This is a genomic window from Serratia aquatilis (assembly GCF_044865145.1).
Taxonomy (GTDB): Bacteria; Pseudomonadota; Gammaproteobacteria; order Enterobacterales; family Enterobacteriaceae; genus Chania; species Chania aquatilis.
In genome coordinates, this window is sequence record NZ_CP173186.1 from 4,267,113 (window position 1) to 4,281,784 (window position 14,672).

At 51.6% G+C, this 14,672-nt stretch carries 16 protein-coding genes; 11 read left to right on the plus strand and 5 right to left on the minus strand.

The window, feature by feature from the left end:
• Window positions 1-58 precede the first annotated feature (58 nt).
• Genes mtnN through SAQUA_RS19270 form a run of 3 tightly spaced genes read left to right on the plus strand, consistent with a single transcriptional unit; the run spans window position 59 to window position 2,197 of the window.
• On the plus strand, window positions 59-760 hold the full coding sequence (gene mtnN / locus SAQUA_RS19260) for a 5'-methylthioadenosine/S-adenosylhomocysteine nucleosidase (RefSeq protein WP_380678447.1): 702 nt from the start codon (window positions 59-61) through the stop codon (window positions 758-760).
• Window positions 726-1,574 carry a vitamin B12 ABC transporter substrate-binding protein BtuF gene (btuF, locus tag SAQUA_RS19265; protein WP_380678449.1) on the plus strand — a complete coding sequence of 283 codons (849 nt, stop codon included), beginning with the start codon at window positions 726-728 and terminating at the stop codon, window positions 1,572-1,574. Before mtnN ends, btuF begins: the two co-directional genes overlap by 35 nt.
• On the plus strand, window positions 1,571-2,197 hold the full coding sequence (locus SAQUA_RS19270; protein ID WP_380678451.1) for a TRIC cation channel family protein: 627 nt from the start codon (window positions 1,571-1,573) through the stop codon (window positions 2,195-2,197). The genes btuF and SAQUA_RS19270 overlap by 4 nt, the downstream gene beginning before the upstream one ends.
• Window positions 2,198-2,274: 77 nt before the next feature.
• Here the strand turns inward: SAQUA_RS19270 and erpA are convergent, their stop codons facing one another.
• Window positions 2,275-2,619, minus strand: a complete 345-nt coding sequence (gene erpA, locus SAQUA_RS19275) for an iron-sulfur cluster insertion protein ErpA (protein ID WP_380678453.1) — start codon at window positions 2,617-2,619, stop codon at window positions 2,275-2,277.
• Between the two features lie 144 nt (window positions 2,620-2,763).
• Window positions 2,764-4,197 (minus strand): H(+)/Cl(-) exchange transporter ClcA, encoded by a 1,434-nt coding sequence (gene clcA / locus SAQUA_RS19280; protein ID WP_380678455.1) that lies wholly within the window; start codon window positions 4,195-4,197, stop codon window positions 2,764-2,766.
• 220 nt (window positions 4,198-4,417) lie between these two features.
• On the opposite strand from clcA, the gene hemL reads away from it, so the two are divergent.
• Window positions 4,418-5,707: a glutamate-1-semialdehyde 2,1-aminomutase gene (gene hemL / locus SAQUA_RS19285; RefSeq protein WP_380678457.1), complete on the plus strand. Its 1,290-nt coding sequence runs from the start codon at window positions 4,418-4,420 to the stop codon at window positions 5,705-5,707.
• Between the two features lie 36 nt (window positions 5,708-5,743).
• Here the strand turns inward: hemL and ampE are convergent, their stop codons facing one another.
• Window positions 5,744-6,598: a beta-lactamase regulator AmpE gene (ampE, locus tag SAQUA_RS19290; protein ID WP_380678459.1), complete on the minus strand. Its 855-nt coding sequence runs from the start codon at window positions 6,596-6,598 to the stop codon at window positions 5,744-5,746.
• A gap of 239 nt (window positions 6,599-6,837) precedes the next feature.
• On the opposite strand from ampE, the gene nadC reads away from it, so the two are divergent.
• From nadC to hofC, 4 genes are all read left to right on the plus strand, one after another.
• Window positions 6,838-7,728, plus strand: a complete 891-nt coding sequence (gene nadC, locus SAQUA_RS19295; protein WP_380678461.1) for a carboxylating nicotinate-nucleotide diphosphorylase — start codon at window positions 6,838-6,840, stop codon at window positions 7,726-7,728.
• A gap of 202 nt (window positions 7,729-7,930) precedes the next feature.
• A complete protein-coding gene (ppdD, locus tag SAQUA_RS19300; RefSeq protein WP_380678463.1) occupies window positions 7,931-8,368 on the plus strand; it encodes a prepilin peptidase-dependent pilin in 438 nt (145 codons plus the stop codon).
• Window positions 8,369-8,373: 5 nt separating this feature from the next.
• The gene (gspE, locus tag SAQUA_RS19305; protein WP_380678576.1) at window positions 8,374-9,816 is read left to right on the plus strand and encodes a type II secretion system protein GspE; all 1,443 of its coding nucleotides are present in this window, start codon (window positions 8,374-8,376) and stop codon (window positions 9,814-9,816) included.
• Window positions 9,813-11,012 carry a protein transport protein HofC gene (gene hofC, locus SAQUA_RS19310; RefSeq protein ID WP_380678465.1) on the plus strand — a complete coding sequence of 400 codons (1,200 nt, stop codon included), beginning with the start codon at window positions 9,813-9,815 and terminating at the stop codon, window positions 11,010-11,012. The genes gspE and hofC overlap by 4 nt, the downstream gene beginning before the upstream one ends.
• Before the next feature lie 62 nt (window positions 11,013-11,074).
• On the opposite strand, the gene SAQUA_RS19315 is transcribed toward hofC, so the two are convergent.
• Window positions 11,075-12,118, minus strand: a complete 1,044-nt coding sequence (locus tag SAQUA_RS19315; RefSeq protein ID WP_380678467.1) for a GMP reductase — start codon at window positions 12,116-12,118, stop codon at window positions 11,075-11,077.
• Between the two features lie 482 nt (window positions 12,119-12,600).
• On the opposite strand from SAQUA_RS19315, the gene coaE reads away from it, so the two are divergent.
• Genes coaE through yacG form a run of 3 tightly spaced genes read left to right on the plus strand, consistent with a single transcriptional unit; the run spans window position 12,601 to window position 14,209 of the window.
• Entirely contained in the window at window positions 12,601-13,215 is a 615-nt protein-coding gene (gene coaE, locus SAQUA_RS19320; protein ID WP_380678469.1) for a dephospho-CoA kinase, read from the plus strand.
• A gap of 6 nt (window positions 13,216-13,221) precedes the next feature.
• Entirely contained in the window at window positions 13,222-13,974 is a 753-nt protein-coding gene (gene zapD, locus SAQUA_RS19325; RefSeq protein WP_380678471.1) for a cell division protein ZapD, read from the plus strand.
• A 43-nt stretch (window positions 13,975-14,017) separates the two neighbouring features.
• Window positions 14,018-14,209: a DNA gyrase inhibitor YacG gene (gene yacG / locus SAQUA_RS19330; protein ID WP_380678473.1), complete on the plus strand. Its 192-nt coding sequence runs from the start codon at window positions 14,018-14,020 to the stop codon at window positions 14,207-14,209.
• A 37-nt stretch (window positions 14,210-14,246) separates the two neighbouring features.
• Here yacG and mutT read toward each other — a convergent pair whose 3' ends face one another.
• Window positions 14,247-14,654 carry an 8-oxo-dGTP diphosphatase MutT gene (gene mutT, locus SAQUA_RS19335; protein WP_380678475.1) on the minus strand — a complete coding sequence of 136 codons (408 nt, stop codon included), beginning with the start codon at window positions 14,652-14,654 and terminating at the stop codon, window positions 14,247-14,249.
• Window positions 14,655-14,672: the final 18 nt, after the last annotated feature.

Sequence of the window (14,672 nt, forward strand, 5' to 3'; positions counted from 1 at the left end):
TCTCTGAGCCATGATAGACTATGGCGCAGTTTCCACACCCAATCAGCGAGTATTATTTATGAAAGTAGGCATCATCGGCGCAATGGAAGAAGAAGTCACACTGTTGCGCGAACAAATTGAAAACCGCCAGACTATTCAACGCGCGGGCTGTGAAATCTATACCGGCCAGATCGGTGGGGTTGAGGTAGCACTGCTCAAATCCGGTATAGGCAAAGTGGCTGCCGCGTTAGGTACCACATTGCTGCTGGATCAATGCCAACCAGACCTGGTGATCAACACAGGTTCCGCTGGCGGACTAGCACCAACATTGAAAGTGGGCGACATTGTGGTATCTGAAGAAGTGCGCTATCACGATGCCGATGTTACCGCCTTTGGTTATGAACCAGGGCAGATGGCCGGTTGCCCAGCTGCGTTTATCGCCGATGCCCAACTCATCGCCCTGGCCGAAAACTGCATCAAACAGCTTGATCTGCATGCGTCACGCGGTTTGATTTGCAGCGGTGACGCCTTCATTAATGGTGCAGAACCATTGGCCCGGATCCGTGCCACTTTCCCTAACGTTGCCGCTGTTGAGATGGAAGCCGCCGCCATTGGCCATGTCTGCCATCAGTTCGGTACACCATTCGTCGTGGTGCGCGCCATTTCTGACGTTGCCGATCATCAATCACACATGAGTTTCGACGAATTCCTGGTGGTAGCGGCCAAGCAGTCATCATTAATGGTTAATGCCATGTTGCAAGCCCTGGCTGAGCGCAGTTAGTGTGAAGCTGCTTTTCTCTATCCTGCTGTGCGGGTGGTTGTTCTGGATAGCATTACCAGCCAGCGCGTCTTCCCAGCGAGTGGTAAGCCTGGCGCCCAGTACCACTGAACTCGCCTATGCTGCTGGCATGGGGGATAACTTGCTGGCGGTCAGTGCTTATTCTGATTACCCGCCAGAAGCCAAGAAGCTGGAACAGGTAGCGTCTTGGCAAGGGATCAATCTGGAGCGTGTACTGGCCCTGAAACCTGATTTAATCTTGGCGTGGCGTGGTGGTAACCCGCAGCGGGTGTTGGATCAACTCGCCTCATTCGGTATTCCTATTTTCTATTCGGATGCTAGAAATATTGATGAAATCGCCCAGTCGCTGGATGAGTTGGCACAATACAGCCCACACCCAGAGCTGGCACATCAGGCCGCAGAGCAAATCCGGCAGCAGGTGGTCGAGCTGAAAAACCGCTATGCCAATAATGCACCACAGCGTGTCTTGTTGCAGTTTGGTACACAACCACTGTTCACCAGTTCTGCGGATACCTTGCAAAGCCAGGTACTGTCTTTATGTGGCGCGGAGAATATCTTTGCCGAAAGCCCAATGCCATGGCCGCAGGTCAGCCGTGAACAGGTACTGGCGCGCAAGCCACAAGCCATCGTCACGACAGGAGGAGAACAGCAGATCGCCAGCGTAAAAGCCTTCTGGGCACCACAATTGAACGTGCCGGTGATAGCACTTGATGAAGATTGGTTCAACCGCGCAGGCCCGCGCATCATGCTGGCAGCACAGACGTTGTGCCGCCAATTGGCGGAGATCCCCCGATGATCAGCTATAGTCTTATGTTTTGGCTGGATATTCTTGGCACTGCTGTATTTGCCATTTCTGGCGTACTCTTGGCAGGCAAACTGCGCATGGATCCGTTTGGCGTATTAGTCCTAGGGGTGGTAACCGCGATAGGTGGCGGTACTATCCGTGATATGGCATTAGCTAACGGCCCGGTATTCTGGGTGAAAGATCCCACCGATCTGGTGGTGGCAATGATCACCTGCATACTGACACTGCTGCTTGTGCGTCAGCCGCGTCGTTTAGCGAAATGGATCCTACCGGTGCTGGATGCCGTTGGTCTGGCCGTTTTTGTTGGTATTGGTGTGAACAAAGCTTTTGCCGCTGGCAGTGGCCCACTGGTCGCCGTCTGCATGGGGGTGATTACCGGCGTGGGTGGCGGGATTATCCGTGATGTGTTGGCTCGTGAAATCCCGATGATCTTGCGGACCGAGGTATACGCCACAGCCTGTATTATTGGCGGTGCGGTGCATGCCGCCGCGTTCTACAGCTTTGGTATGCCCATTCAGCAAGCCATGATGCTAGGCATGGTCATCACGCTTGGTATTCGTTTGGCGGCCATCCGCTGGCACCTTAAGTTACCGGCTTTTATTCTCGAACAATAGCGGGAATTTTCGCCATTTACTGAATAAAAAAACCCGCAAACCGATAACGTTGGCGGGTTTTCTTATCTAAGTGGTAATCAGATACTGAATGAAGAACCACAGCCACAGGTGGTTTTTGCATTCGGGTTAGTCACAACAAAACGTGAACCTTCCAACCCTTCGGTATAGTCTACTGATCCACCAACCAGATATTGCAGACTCATCGGATCAACCACCAGCGACACACCCTGTTTTTCGATGGTCATATCGCCTTCATTGATCTTGTCATCAAAAGTGAAACCGTACTGGAATCCGCTACAGCCTCCACCAGTGATGTAAACCCGCAATTTCAGGTTTGGATTTTCTTCATCTGCAATCAGGAATTTAACCTTGCTTGCTGCTGCCTCTGTAAACTGCAAGGGCAGTGCTGTTTCATTACTCATTCTCTTAACTCCCAACATTGTTCAGCATCAGGTTAGTAGGCTGTGTCCCTTAATTTCACGCAAGTGCCGCTGGCAATTAAGGGACATAGCCTAGCATGACAACTTGATTAATGCCTTTGATTATCTAATACCTGAGTGTTACGTTCAAGTATTCACCGCATTAGTTGCATTTTCTTTACCTGTTTTCTCTGCCAACGCCTGCTCCTGCTTTTGTAATGTACGAGCCAACAACGATGCATACAGTGGTTTTCCTCCCAGGAATTGCGCTACCAGTGTTGCCCCCAGACAGGTAATGATCATCGGCAGAATCAGCTGATAGTTATCGGTCATTTCCAGTACCAGCACGATGCCAGTTAAGGGCGCGCGTACGGTAGCGGCAAACAGAGCCCCCATACCTGCGATAGCAAAGGTGCCTGCCTCAATGCCGTATTGCGGGAACAGATGACTGCTGGCAAGCCCGAAAGCGGTACCAAACAGCGTCCCCAATGCCAGCATTGGCGCAAAGATACCGCCAGGAGCTCCAGAGCCGAAACAAAGTAGCGTCGTGACCACGCGGGCAATAAAGATGAACAGTAACATTCCCACGGTATAATTCCCTGCCGCCGCTATCGGGATCAAGGCAAAGCCGCCACCAGCAGCTTCCGGTTGAATCAAACCAAGAACCCCGCAAGCGCCCCCCAGTAGCCCACCAATCAGCAGAATTTTACGCAGTTCTCCACCGTGGATGCGGGTAAACATATCCTGCGCACGAAACACCATGGCGTTGAACATCACGCCAACGGCACCGAATACCGCCCCTAACACCAGATACAACCACAAGGTATTTAACGGTGCCGAGGCAAGTTTGCCTACCTCAATCACCGCATGTTCGCCATTAAATACACGGTAGACAATGCTCGACATGATAACGCCAATAAACACTGCTTTGATGGAGATCAGGTTGTAGCGAAACTGCGGGCGCATCTCTTCGATGATAAACAAAATACCTGCCAGAGGGGCGTTAAAGGCAGCGGACAGACCGGCGGCAGCACCTGTTGCCAGTAAGGAATGGCGCGCCTCAGCACTGCGCATACGGAACAAATCCAATACCATTCGTCCCATATTGGCACCCATCTGTACCGTTGGCCCCTCGCGTCCAAGCACCATCCCAGCCCCCAGTGTGCCCATGCCACCGATAAATTTCACCGGGATCACTCGCCACCAGCGAACAGGACGCAGTTCCTCCAAGGCCCCTTCTATCTCTGGGATGCCGGAACCACCCGCCTCTGGAGCAAAACGCTTAACCAGGTAGTACCCCAACATCGCCAATACGGCTGAAAGAAGAAATGCCAGCGGCCAGACCAGGATCCAATAATTAGCAACATAGGCCAAACTCGAGAGACGTTGCTGTTGGACCCAATCGACTGCTTTCTCAAAGGCAACGCCCAGTAACCCCGCCAAAGTTCCCACCACGGCTGCCATGATGAGAATAGCAACCGGCGTTTTATCCTGACGGATAAACTCGCGGACTCTTGCTTTGCGCTTAAGACGTCTTCGAGGCCCAGGAGCCCTCGAAGACGGCGGTTGTAGTTCAGTCATAATGGTTTTTTAGATATCAGCGTAAAAGGTCATACAAATAGCGAAGTTTTCTATTTTAGCTCAGTCTCAGCTTCGTCGCTTTTTTAAATATTGCCAAAGGATTGCAAATTGCTTCAGCTTACTCTGCAGTAGGCATCTGATTGTGATTGTTTCATCTATCAGCACACTCCTCTAGAATGGCGCGGTCAAGTCATTCAAATATACATCCAGGAGCCGGTTTATGAGCTTGCACAGTAAGTCCGAAAGTCTGTATGCCCAGGCGCAACAGTTAATTCCAGGAGGAGTTAACTCTCCAGTGCGTGCGTTCACCGGTGTGGGCGGCACGCCGTTGTTTATCGAGCGTGCCGACGGCGCCTATCTTTTTGATGTCGATGGTAAGGCCTATATCGATTATGTCGGCTCCTGGGGCCCAATGGTGTTAGGCCATAACCACCCGGCGATCCGCAATGCAGTAATCGAAGCTGCACAGCGTGGGTTGAGCTTCGGTGCCCCTACCGAGATGGAAGTCAAAATGGCCGAGTTGGTCACCACTCTGGTACCGACCATGGATATGGTTCGTATGGTGAACTCCGGGACCGAAGCGACCATGAGTGCTATTCGTCTGGCTCGCGGGTATACCAATCGTGATAAAATCATCAAGTTTGAAGGGTGTTACCACGGCCACGCCGACTGCCTGCTGGTCAAGGCAGGTTCCGGCGCGCTGACACTGGGGCAACCTAACTCTCCGGGCGTGCCAGCTGACTTCGCCAAGCACACGCTGACTTGTACCTATAACGATCTCGACTCGGTACGCGCGGCATTTGAACAATACCCCTCTGAAATCGCCTGTATTATCGTCGAGCCAGTCGCAGGCAATATGAACTGTATCCCTCCACTGCCGGAGTTTTTGCCGGGTCTTCGCGCTTTGTGCGACAAGTACGGCGCTCTGCTGATAATTGATGAAGTGATGACAGGTTTCCGCGTCGCGCTGGCTGGCGCTCAAGATTACTACGATGTGGTGCCGGATCTGACTTGCCTTGGCAAGATTATCGGTGGTGGCATGCCGGTAGGTGCCTTCGGTGGCCGCCGTGAAGTCATGGCGGCGCTGGCACCCACCGGGCCGGTTTACCAGGCAGGTACGCTTTCCGGTAACCCGATTGCCATGGCGGCAGGTTTCGCCTGCCTGACAGAGGTTTCACAAGTGGGGGTCCACCAGACGCTGACCGACTTGACCAACAAACTGGCAGAAGGCCTGCTCGCAGCAGCACAAGCTGAAAACATTCCTTTCGTCGTCAACCACGTGGGTGGGATGTTTGGCCTATTCTTTACTGATTCGCCAACCGTTACTCGGTATCAGGACGTGATGCAATGTGATGTCGAACGTTTTAAACGCTTCTTCCATCTGATGCTGGATGAGGGAGTTTATCTGGCACCATCCGCGTTCGAAGCAGGATTTATGTCGGTCGCACACAGCGAGGAAGATATCCAGCGCACTATAAATGCTGCGCGCCGCTGCTTCGCAAAATTGTAATAACCGGGCGGGCGCACCTTGCGCCCGCATTTTTATTTACAGTAACTTGCCGTAAATCGTCAGCAAAGCCACGACAACCAGAATAATCAACGTCACTTTTCGTGCCAATAAGACCGCAGCCCTCGGTGTCTGCACCGGATCCTTGTGAGGCTCACGCGCCAGAGAAAACTGGGCCAGACGAGTCAAAACCTGATACGGCGACGTATGGCGATCCCCTAGCGAAGCAAACCAGGCAGGCAGAGCCCTTTCCCCATGCCCCAACAGCGCATAGGCTACCCCAGCCAATCGAACTGGGATCCAGTCCAGCCAGTGCAACAAGAAGTCGACCCCGGACTGAGAACGCTCAAGCGGTGAGTTGTGCCGTGCCAGCCAAGTCTGGTAAGCACGCAGATACGCATAACCTGACAAGGCGATTGGCCCGTACGGCCCACAGACGGCAAACCAGAACAGTGGGGCCAGATAGTAGCGATAGTTAATCCACAATAATGCGTTTTGCAGCTCACATAAGCGTTCTTCTTTACTGCAATCTGCCGGCAAACCGTGGATCAATGCCAGCTCTTCCGCCATATGTTCGCAAGCATCAGTATCGCCCTGCCGTGCCGCTTTTAGATAGGCACGATAATGCTTGCGCATGATCCCGGCACCGACACACAGCAGCGCGATCACAATCCACAGCAGTAACACAACAACACCGAAGAACAGCCCTTGGGATAACCATAGAACGCCCCAAACCACCGCCATCCAGACCAGTGCCATCGCCAGCGTCTGCCCTAAAGAAACTCGATGCAGGCGCCGGAAAACCACCTCAAGACGGTGATCCAGTTGCCAATGTTCCCCAAGTTTAAACAGACGTTCCCACGCCAAAACCAGTAACAGCGTAAACAGCGTCATTCGCCAATTCTCTCCCTTGTTCTGTTCCCCAGCCTCACACTGCCGGATGCAAATAAGGACGACCAATCCAGTGAGTAGCAGGCCAATATTATACAATAAGCGCACTATGCTACTGCGATGAAAAGCTCGGTTACGAACCCAGCCCCTTCACATCACAAGCATCTCGCTGCGGTGGTACTTGTTCCGGCAACAGAGTAGCATGTTCGTCTACTATCCTACCGCCCATTTCGGAGTTTTCTATGCCGACACGCCGCTACAGTGCCGACAGTCGCCGTACCGCGCTTCTTGAACGTATTGAAAGTGATGTTCCCGCCGCCGTCGCTCAGGCTTTGAGCGAAGATCTCGGGGGGACGGTTGATGCCGGGCGCGATATTACCGCGCAACTATTACCAGCTGACAAACAGGCTGAAGCCACCATCATCACCCGTGAACCTGGTATCTTCTGTGGCCGCCGTTGGCTACAAGAGGTGTTTATCCAGTTAGGTGGGCAAGTGAAGATCGATTGGCTGGTTAATGATGGCGATAAACTGGTTGCCAACCAGCCATTATGCCACTTAAGCGGCCCGGCTCGGATACTGTTGACCGGGGAACGTACCGCATTGAATTTTGTGCAGACACTTTCCGGCGTTGCAACCGCCGTGAACCGCTACGTGGATCTGCTGCAAGGTACGCAAACTCGTCTGCTGGATACGCGTAAAACCTTGCCCGGTCTGCGGACAGCGCTGAAGTATGCGGTCTTGTGCGGCGGTGGCAGCAATCATCGTTTAGGCCTTTCAGATGCATTTTTGATCAAGGAAAACCACATTATCGCTTCAGGTTCGATCAAGAATGCAGTGGAAAAAGCCTTCTGGTTACACGCCAACGTGCCGATAGAAGTAGAAGTTGAATCACTGGACGAGCTTCAGCAAGCGCTGGATGCCGGTGCCGATATCGTCATGCTGGACAACTTCAGCATAGAAATGATGCGCGATGCTGTGGCTCTGGCCCAAGGACGCACCCAGTTGGAGGTTTCCGGTAACGTAACCGATCAGACACTCAGGGAGTTTGCCGAAACTGGGGTAGATTACATTTCCGTCGGGGCACTGACCAAACACCTCACCGCACTCGATCTTTCGATGCGATTCAAATAGCCCCCTTTTCCTGTTGCGCCTCTTCTGCTCTGAGGAGGCGTTATCTCCTCTGCAGGCTGTGAAACACTACGCATTTTTTCTCAACATGGCGTAACACAGAGTTATTGTCGTGGAAAAGCAACGCACAACTATTCCCCCACTCTAGTCACCCGCAATCCATCGTTTTAACGTTGTCTCCAAATTGACATGGAGGAAACATCAAATGGAAACGCAACGCGGTTTTACCCTGATCGAATTAATGGTAGTGATTGCCATTGTCGCCATTCTGAGCGCTATCGGCATCCCCGCTTATCAACGCTATATCCAGAAAGCTGCCATGACAGATATGTTGCAGGCCATGGTGCCATACAAGATGGCGGTTGAAATGTGCTCGTTAGAAAACGGTTCTGTTTCAGAGTGCAATGCCGGCACCAAAGGCATCCCGGCTGGGGAAACGTCACGTTATGTCAGCGGTATTCAAGTGAGGCAGGGAGCCATCAGTCTTACGGGTACGCAAAGCTTGCAGGGCCTGACGGTTACGTTGGTCCCAGAGTCAACCACTACAGGTTCCCTCCGCTGGACACGTCAATGCAGTAGTGAAAACAGTAATCTGCAGGAAACATGTCAGGAAGTTTTCCGTTTTGATGATGCGAAGAAGTGAGGGAAATCATCATGAAAATCAGCGATGAAATACACGCACTGTGTCAACGCTATCAAGCTTTGGCACTCAGCGAGGATACTCAGAAACTGACCATCGCCCTGCATGGCGAAATTCCTTCTGAATTGGTTAATGCTCTGCGTTTTGCCACTGGCAAAAGTATTGGGGTTGAACAATGGCCTCTCGCCCGTCTCGAGCAGACGCAGAATAAATGGCAAGCACTTCCTACCACTCAACCACAAGAAACGACGGGAAATACAACCCCGTCACTCAACGACGAGAGCGATACGCCAGTAGTACAATTTATTAACCAGACATTGCGCAACGCAATCCAACGGCGAGCCTCTGACGTACATTTTGAACCTTATCAGCAAGTGCTACGCGTCAGGCTCAGGATTGATGGTGTTTTGCAGGCGATCCCTTCCCCTCCTTTCACAATGGCGGCACGGATTACGGCCAGGTTGAAAATCATGGGGCAACTGGATATTGCGGAACGCCGCCTACCGCAGGATGGCCAGCTTAACGTACAGCTAGACAACGCGAGCTTCTCCATGCGTATCTCCACTTTACCGACTCTACACGGTGAAAAAGTGGTACTCAGGATCCTGCAAACCGAACGCCAGGAGTTGCCGCTCGACCAGCTCGGAATGAGCCAGGATGCACTTGGGCTATTCGCCAATGCCCTTGCCAATCCCCAGGGCATGATCCTGGTAACTGGCCCAACAGGGAGTGGTAAAACCGTCACGTTGTACAGTGGATTACGCCAGTTGAATGATGCGCAGAGTAATTTGTGTAGCGTAGAAGATCCGATCGAGATCCCCGTTTTTGGTATTAATCAGACACAGATCAACAGCAAAACCGATCTGGATTTCGCCCGCGTACTGCGCGCACTGCTGCGTCAGGATCCTGACGTGATCATGATCGGTGAGATCCGCGACACGGAGACAGCAGAGATCGCAGTGAAGGCCGCACAAACCGGGCATCTGGTGCTCTCGACACTACACACCAACTCTACCTGCGAAACCCTAACACGCCTGACCCACATGGGGATCCCGGGTTACCTGCTGGCGGCCTGCCTGAAATTGGTGATTGCACAGCGCCTGGTACGGCGCCTGTGTACTCATTGTCGCCGCCCAGAAGCTAAGCCCTTGCATTTCCCGGCTAAAATCTGGCCTGAGCCTCTGTTTCCCTGGCGCGCGGCAGGTTGTGAAAATTGCTTTGGGGGGCACTATGGCCGCATCGGTGTCTACGAATTGCTAAGTATTACACCCGAAATACAAAACGCCCTGATGCACAATGCTTCAGTCATGCAACTTGCCGATATCGCACAGCAGAAAGGACAAGTGACACTTTTACAGGCTGGTTTGGCGCTGGTAGCCCAAGGGATCACCTCGTTGGAGGAAATATATCGCGTTGTTGGCATCAGCAGCTATGGTGAAACCTCGTTATGAAAATACGCCGCCTCTTTACTTGGCAAGCTATCGACCAGCGCGGAGAAATACGCCATGGTGAGTTGATAGCGGAAGAGAAAAGCCTGATATACCAGCAATTGTTCGAACAAGGGCTGCAACCTTACCAAATCAGTTCGGGTAGGCGCATCGCCCCGGCGCAATGGCGTGGCGAACACATGATCCAATTCACCCGCCAGTTGGCGACCTTATTACAGGCGGGGCTACCGTTGGTAAACAGCCTACAATTGCTGGCCCAAGAGCATCAGTCGGCAGCCTGGCGCTGTCTGCTGCTGGAAATTGGCGATAAAGTGGCGGTGGGTAACCCTTTTTCTGAGGTGATTGCCGAGCAGCACGCCATATTCCCCTTAATCTACCGCCAACTGATCGCCATTGGTGAATTAACGGGTAACCTGGATCGCTGCTGCCTGCAACTGGCTCAACAGCAAGAAGCTCAGCAAAAATTACAGAAAAAAGTAATCAAGGCACTACGTTATCCCCTATTTATCTGTGTGGTAGCTTTTCTGGTCAGTATTCTGATGCTGGTCTTAGTACTGCCTGAGTTTGCCAAGGTTTATCAATCCTTCGATGCGCCCCTCCCCTGGTTTACCCAAGGGTTATTGACACTCTCAAGCGTACTGATCAGTATCGGGCCTTATCTATTGATCGCCTTGGCAAGTCTGACATGGCTTTATCTACACAAGATGCACCCTTTCCCTGTCTGGCAACAGCGTGAGCAGGCTATTTTACTGCGTTTGCCACTTATCTCGCGGCTGGTGAAGGGCAACTGTCTTAGCCAGATATTCCGAATTCTGACCATGACGCAGCAAGCCGGATTAACCCTGGTAGATGGGCTTAATGCCGCTATGTTGTCAGTCAGTAATTTGTTCTATAAACAGGCATTGGAGACGATAGAGCAACAACTCACTCAGGGGCATCCTTTCCATATCGCGTTGGCGCAACAGAATCTATTTCCTTCGCTATGCCAGCAGTTGGTTCGCGTTGGTGAGGAATCAGGCACATTAGACATATTATTAGGCAAGCTGGCACTTTGGCATGAGCAACAGACGCACGAACTTGCCGATACGCTGGCGCAAGGGCTAGAGCCAATACTGATGATGGTTGTCGGAGGGATTGTCGGTGCGCTCGTTATCGCCATGTATTTGCCAATATTCCAACTGGGCAATGTATTGGGATAGCGCAGAAACAGAAGACCCGGCGTTAGCCAGGCCTGTCCAGTGAACCCGATTATTCTAGCGAGTTATTTACTGCCGAAAACACGATTTTCCTGCTCTGCCACGCGAATGAACGTGGTCCGCTTGGTTAGCTCTTTCAAACGTTCAGCGCCCACGTAGGTACAGGCAGAACGCAGACCACCAAGAATATCACGCACGGTAAATTCAACTTCGCCACGCAGTGGCAACTTGACGGTTTTACCTTCTGCTGCACGGTATCCAGCAACTCCACCCACATGGCGTTTCATGGCAGATTCTGAGCTCATACCGTAGAACAGCATGAATTTCTCACCGTTCTCTTCTACTACAGTACCTTCACATTCGTCGTGTCCTGCCAGCATTCCTCCCAGCATGACAAAATCTGCGCCACCACCGAACGCTTTAGCAACATCACCCGGAACTGAGCAACCGCCATCGCTGACTATCTGCCCACCCAAACCATGCGCGGCGTCGGCACATTCGATGACAGCAGAAAGCTGCGGGTAGCCCACACCGGTTTTTACTCGCGTCGTACATACCGAGCCAGGACCGATGCCCACTTTCACAATGTCGGCACCCGAAAGAACCAGCTCTTCTACCATTTCACCGGTAACCACATTGCCCGCGCAAATCACATGATTTGGACAAGCTTCACGGGCTTTTTTCAGGAAGGCAACAAAGTGTTCAGAGTAACCGTTCGCTACATCAATACAGATAAATTTCAGCAGCGGGGAAAGTGCCAGGATTTGCTTCATCTTGACAAAATCGGCCTCAGAAGTGCCGGTAGAAACCATCACGTTACGCAGTGTAGACTCAGGCACGCGTTGAACAAACTCAGCCCATTGTTCAACGGTATAGTGTTTATGGACAGCGGTGAGGACATCGAAAGACGCCAGAGCTTCTGCCATGCGGAAGGTGCCAACCGTATCCATATTAGCAGCAATAATCGGCACGCCGGACCAGTTCCATCCAGAGTGTTTAAAGGTAAACTGGCGTGCCAGTTCAACTTCCGAACGGCTTTTCAACGTTGAGCGCTTCGGGCGAATCAGCACATCTTTAAAGCCTAACTTCAAATCTTCTTCAATACGCATGACACATTATTTCCTGGTTTTTGGCGACGGATCGCAAGGGAGTATTCGAACCTGTACACCATCAATTCAAACTAAGGCCAAACAGTCATCCGCTCATTCTCTTTAGCTCTCTTCCATAAGTCACTGAGGGAGCAACAAATCTGCCTGGGCAGGTCTTGTAACAATCAGAAGGGGCGGACCAGATAGTCTAAACTTCAGCTCGAAAGGTGATGGGTAGATTAATGCCAGTTCCAGTGACGCTATCATACGCACTAATAATTACTCGGCAAGACTGCGATTTCGCGATTATTTACGCTACAATCCCACAAATTTACTTGCGCTAATACAGTGTGATTCTTGCCTCATTTTCTTGGTACCCTAATTCAGATTGACAAGCAGAAATCATAGGGTGAAGGTTAAGTCGTGTCTCTTGATCGCACTTGTACACGCTCGCGTTGCGATTCATTTATTATTTTTGGTGAATATCAGGATCTACTCCTACCATGGCCTATATTGTTGCTTTGACAGGCGGGATCGGCAGCGGCAAGTCAACCGTGGCAGATACCTTCGCGCGCTTCGGTGCAACCATCGTTGACGCAGACGTGATCGCCCGCCAGGTTGTAGAGCCAGGTACCACGGCTTTGATGGCCATTGTGCAACACTTTGGTCATGACATATTGCAGCCAGATGGCTCTCTCAACCGTTCAGCCCTGCGTCAACGGATCTTCAGCAATCCCCACGAGAAAACCTGGCTTAATCAATTGTTACACCCACTGATTCACCAAGAGACTCAGCGCCTGTTGGCTACAGCCCAGAGTCCCTACGTACTATGGGTAGTTCCTTTATTGGTAGAGAATGGTCTTCAGGATCGTGCCAACCGTGTTTTAGTGATTGATGTAGACTGTGAAACGCAACTGACCAGAACAATGATCCGCGACGGTATCAGCCGTCAGCAGGCAATGAATATTTTGTCTGCACAGGCCTCGCGTGAACAACGCCTGGCTATCGCAGACGACGTAATTAACAATAGCGGCACAGCGCAAGAGATTGAACCTTCTGTTGCCGCATTGCATCAACGTTATCTTGAGCTGGCAAAATCAGCAACCCGACAGGATTAATACTGAATGAGTAACGCCTCACCAACCGTTCTCTTTGAACACCCATTGAATGAAAAAATGCGCACCTGGCTGCGGATCGAGTTTTTACTTCAACAACTTCATGGCCAAAGAGCACTGAGCGAAACAGCTATCGCCCTCACCTTTTTTCGTACTATTTCAGACCTGTTGGATGTGCTTGAACGGGGCGAAGTCCGGACTGAATTGCTGAAAGAACTGGAGCGCCAGCAACAGAAATTGTTGCAGTGGGCAGAAATGCCCGGTGTTGATATGACGTTGATCAATCAGTTACGCAGCCAGTTGAAAGCATGTGCAGCATCGCTGATGTCTGCCCCACGTATGGGGCAGGCTTTGCGCGAGGATCGTCTGGTAGGTCTGGTACGCCAGCGCCTGAGTATCCCTGGTGGCTGCTGTAGTTTTGATTTGCCCACTCTACATATGTGGATGCACGTTGCGCAACATGAACGTGATGCCGATGTTGCGGCATGGCTGAAAACGCTCGAACCATTGAGTCAAGCCCTGACAATGGTGCTAGACTTGGTAAGGCAGGCTGGACAGTTCCGCAATCAGATCAGTTTAAACGGTTTTTTTCAAGACAACGCTGAAGGTGCCGATTTGCTTCGTTTGAAAATCAACCTTGATTTTCAGCTTTATCCGCAAATTTCTGGCCATAAAACGCGTTATGCCATCCGGTTTATGCCTCTGGACAGTGAGAATGGCCAAGTGCCAGAGCGTTTGAAATTTGAGCTAGCCTGCTGCTAATACAACAAATCCCCTTTGGCTTCGGGGAGAGGAAGGAGTTGATATGCAAACCGTAGTAAAGTGCCCAACCTGTAGCAAAGACGTAGTTTGGGGGGAAATCAGCCCCTATCGCCCCTTTTGCTGCAAACGTTGTCAGTTGATAGACCTTGGTGAGTGGGCTGATGAAGAGAAGCGTATTCCTAGCAGTGGCGAGCTTTCAGAATCAGATGATTGGAGCGAGCAAGACGATCGTTGATTGATGAATAATGGCCTGTCATCACCAGGCCTGAAAATCATTGTGCGGTGTCAGCTGCCTGAGCCACCAGCAACTTGATAATACTGGCATTGGCTTCGGGAAACTCTTCCGCGCACAAGTCGGCCTGCCTCACCCAACGCATGGGTTGCCCCTCGCGACCATAGGGTTCACCAGCCCAATCTTCCACCACATAAAAATTGAGCGTCACAATACGGTCGTTAAAGCGGTGCTCAAGCATTTGCAGAAACTGTACCTGATGGGCAGCGATCCCTGTTTCTTCCATTAATTCGCGGCATAACGCCTGCTCGGGCGTTTCGCCCTGTTCAATCTTGCCACCGGGAAACTCCCAGAATCCAGCCATATGTGAATCCGCTGCGCGGCGGGTAATGAAGACTTCTTGCTGAGGATTGCGGATAATACCTACAGCGATGTTCAGATGCTTCATCGCATTCTCCCGACATTT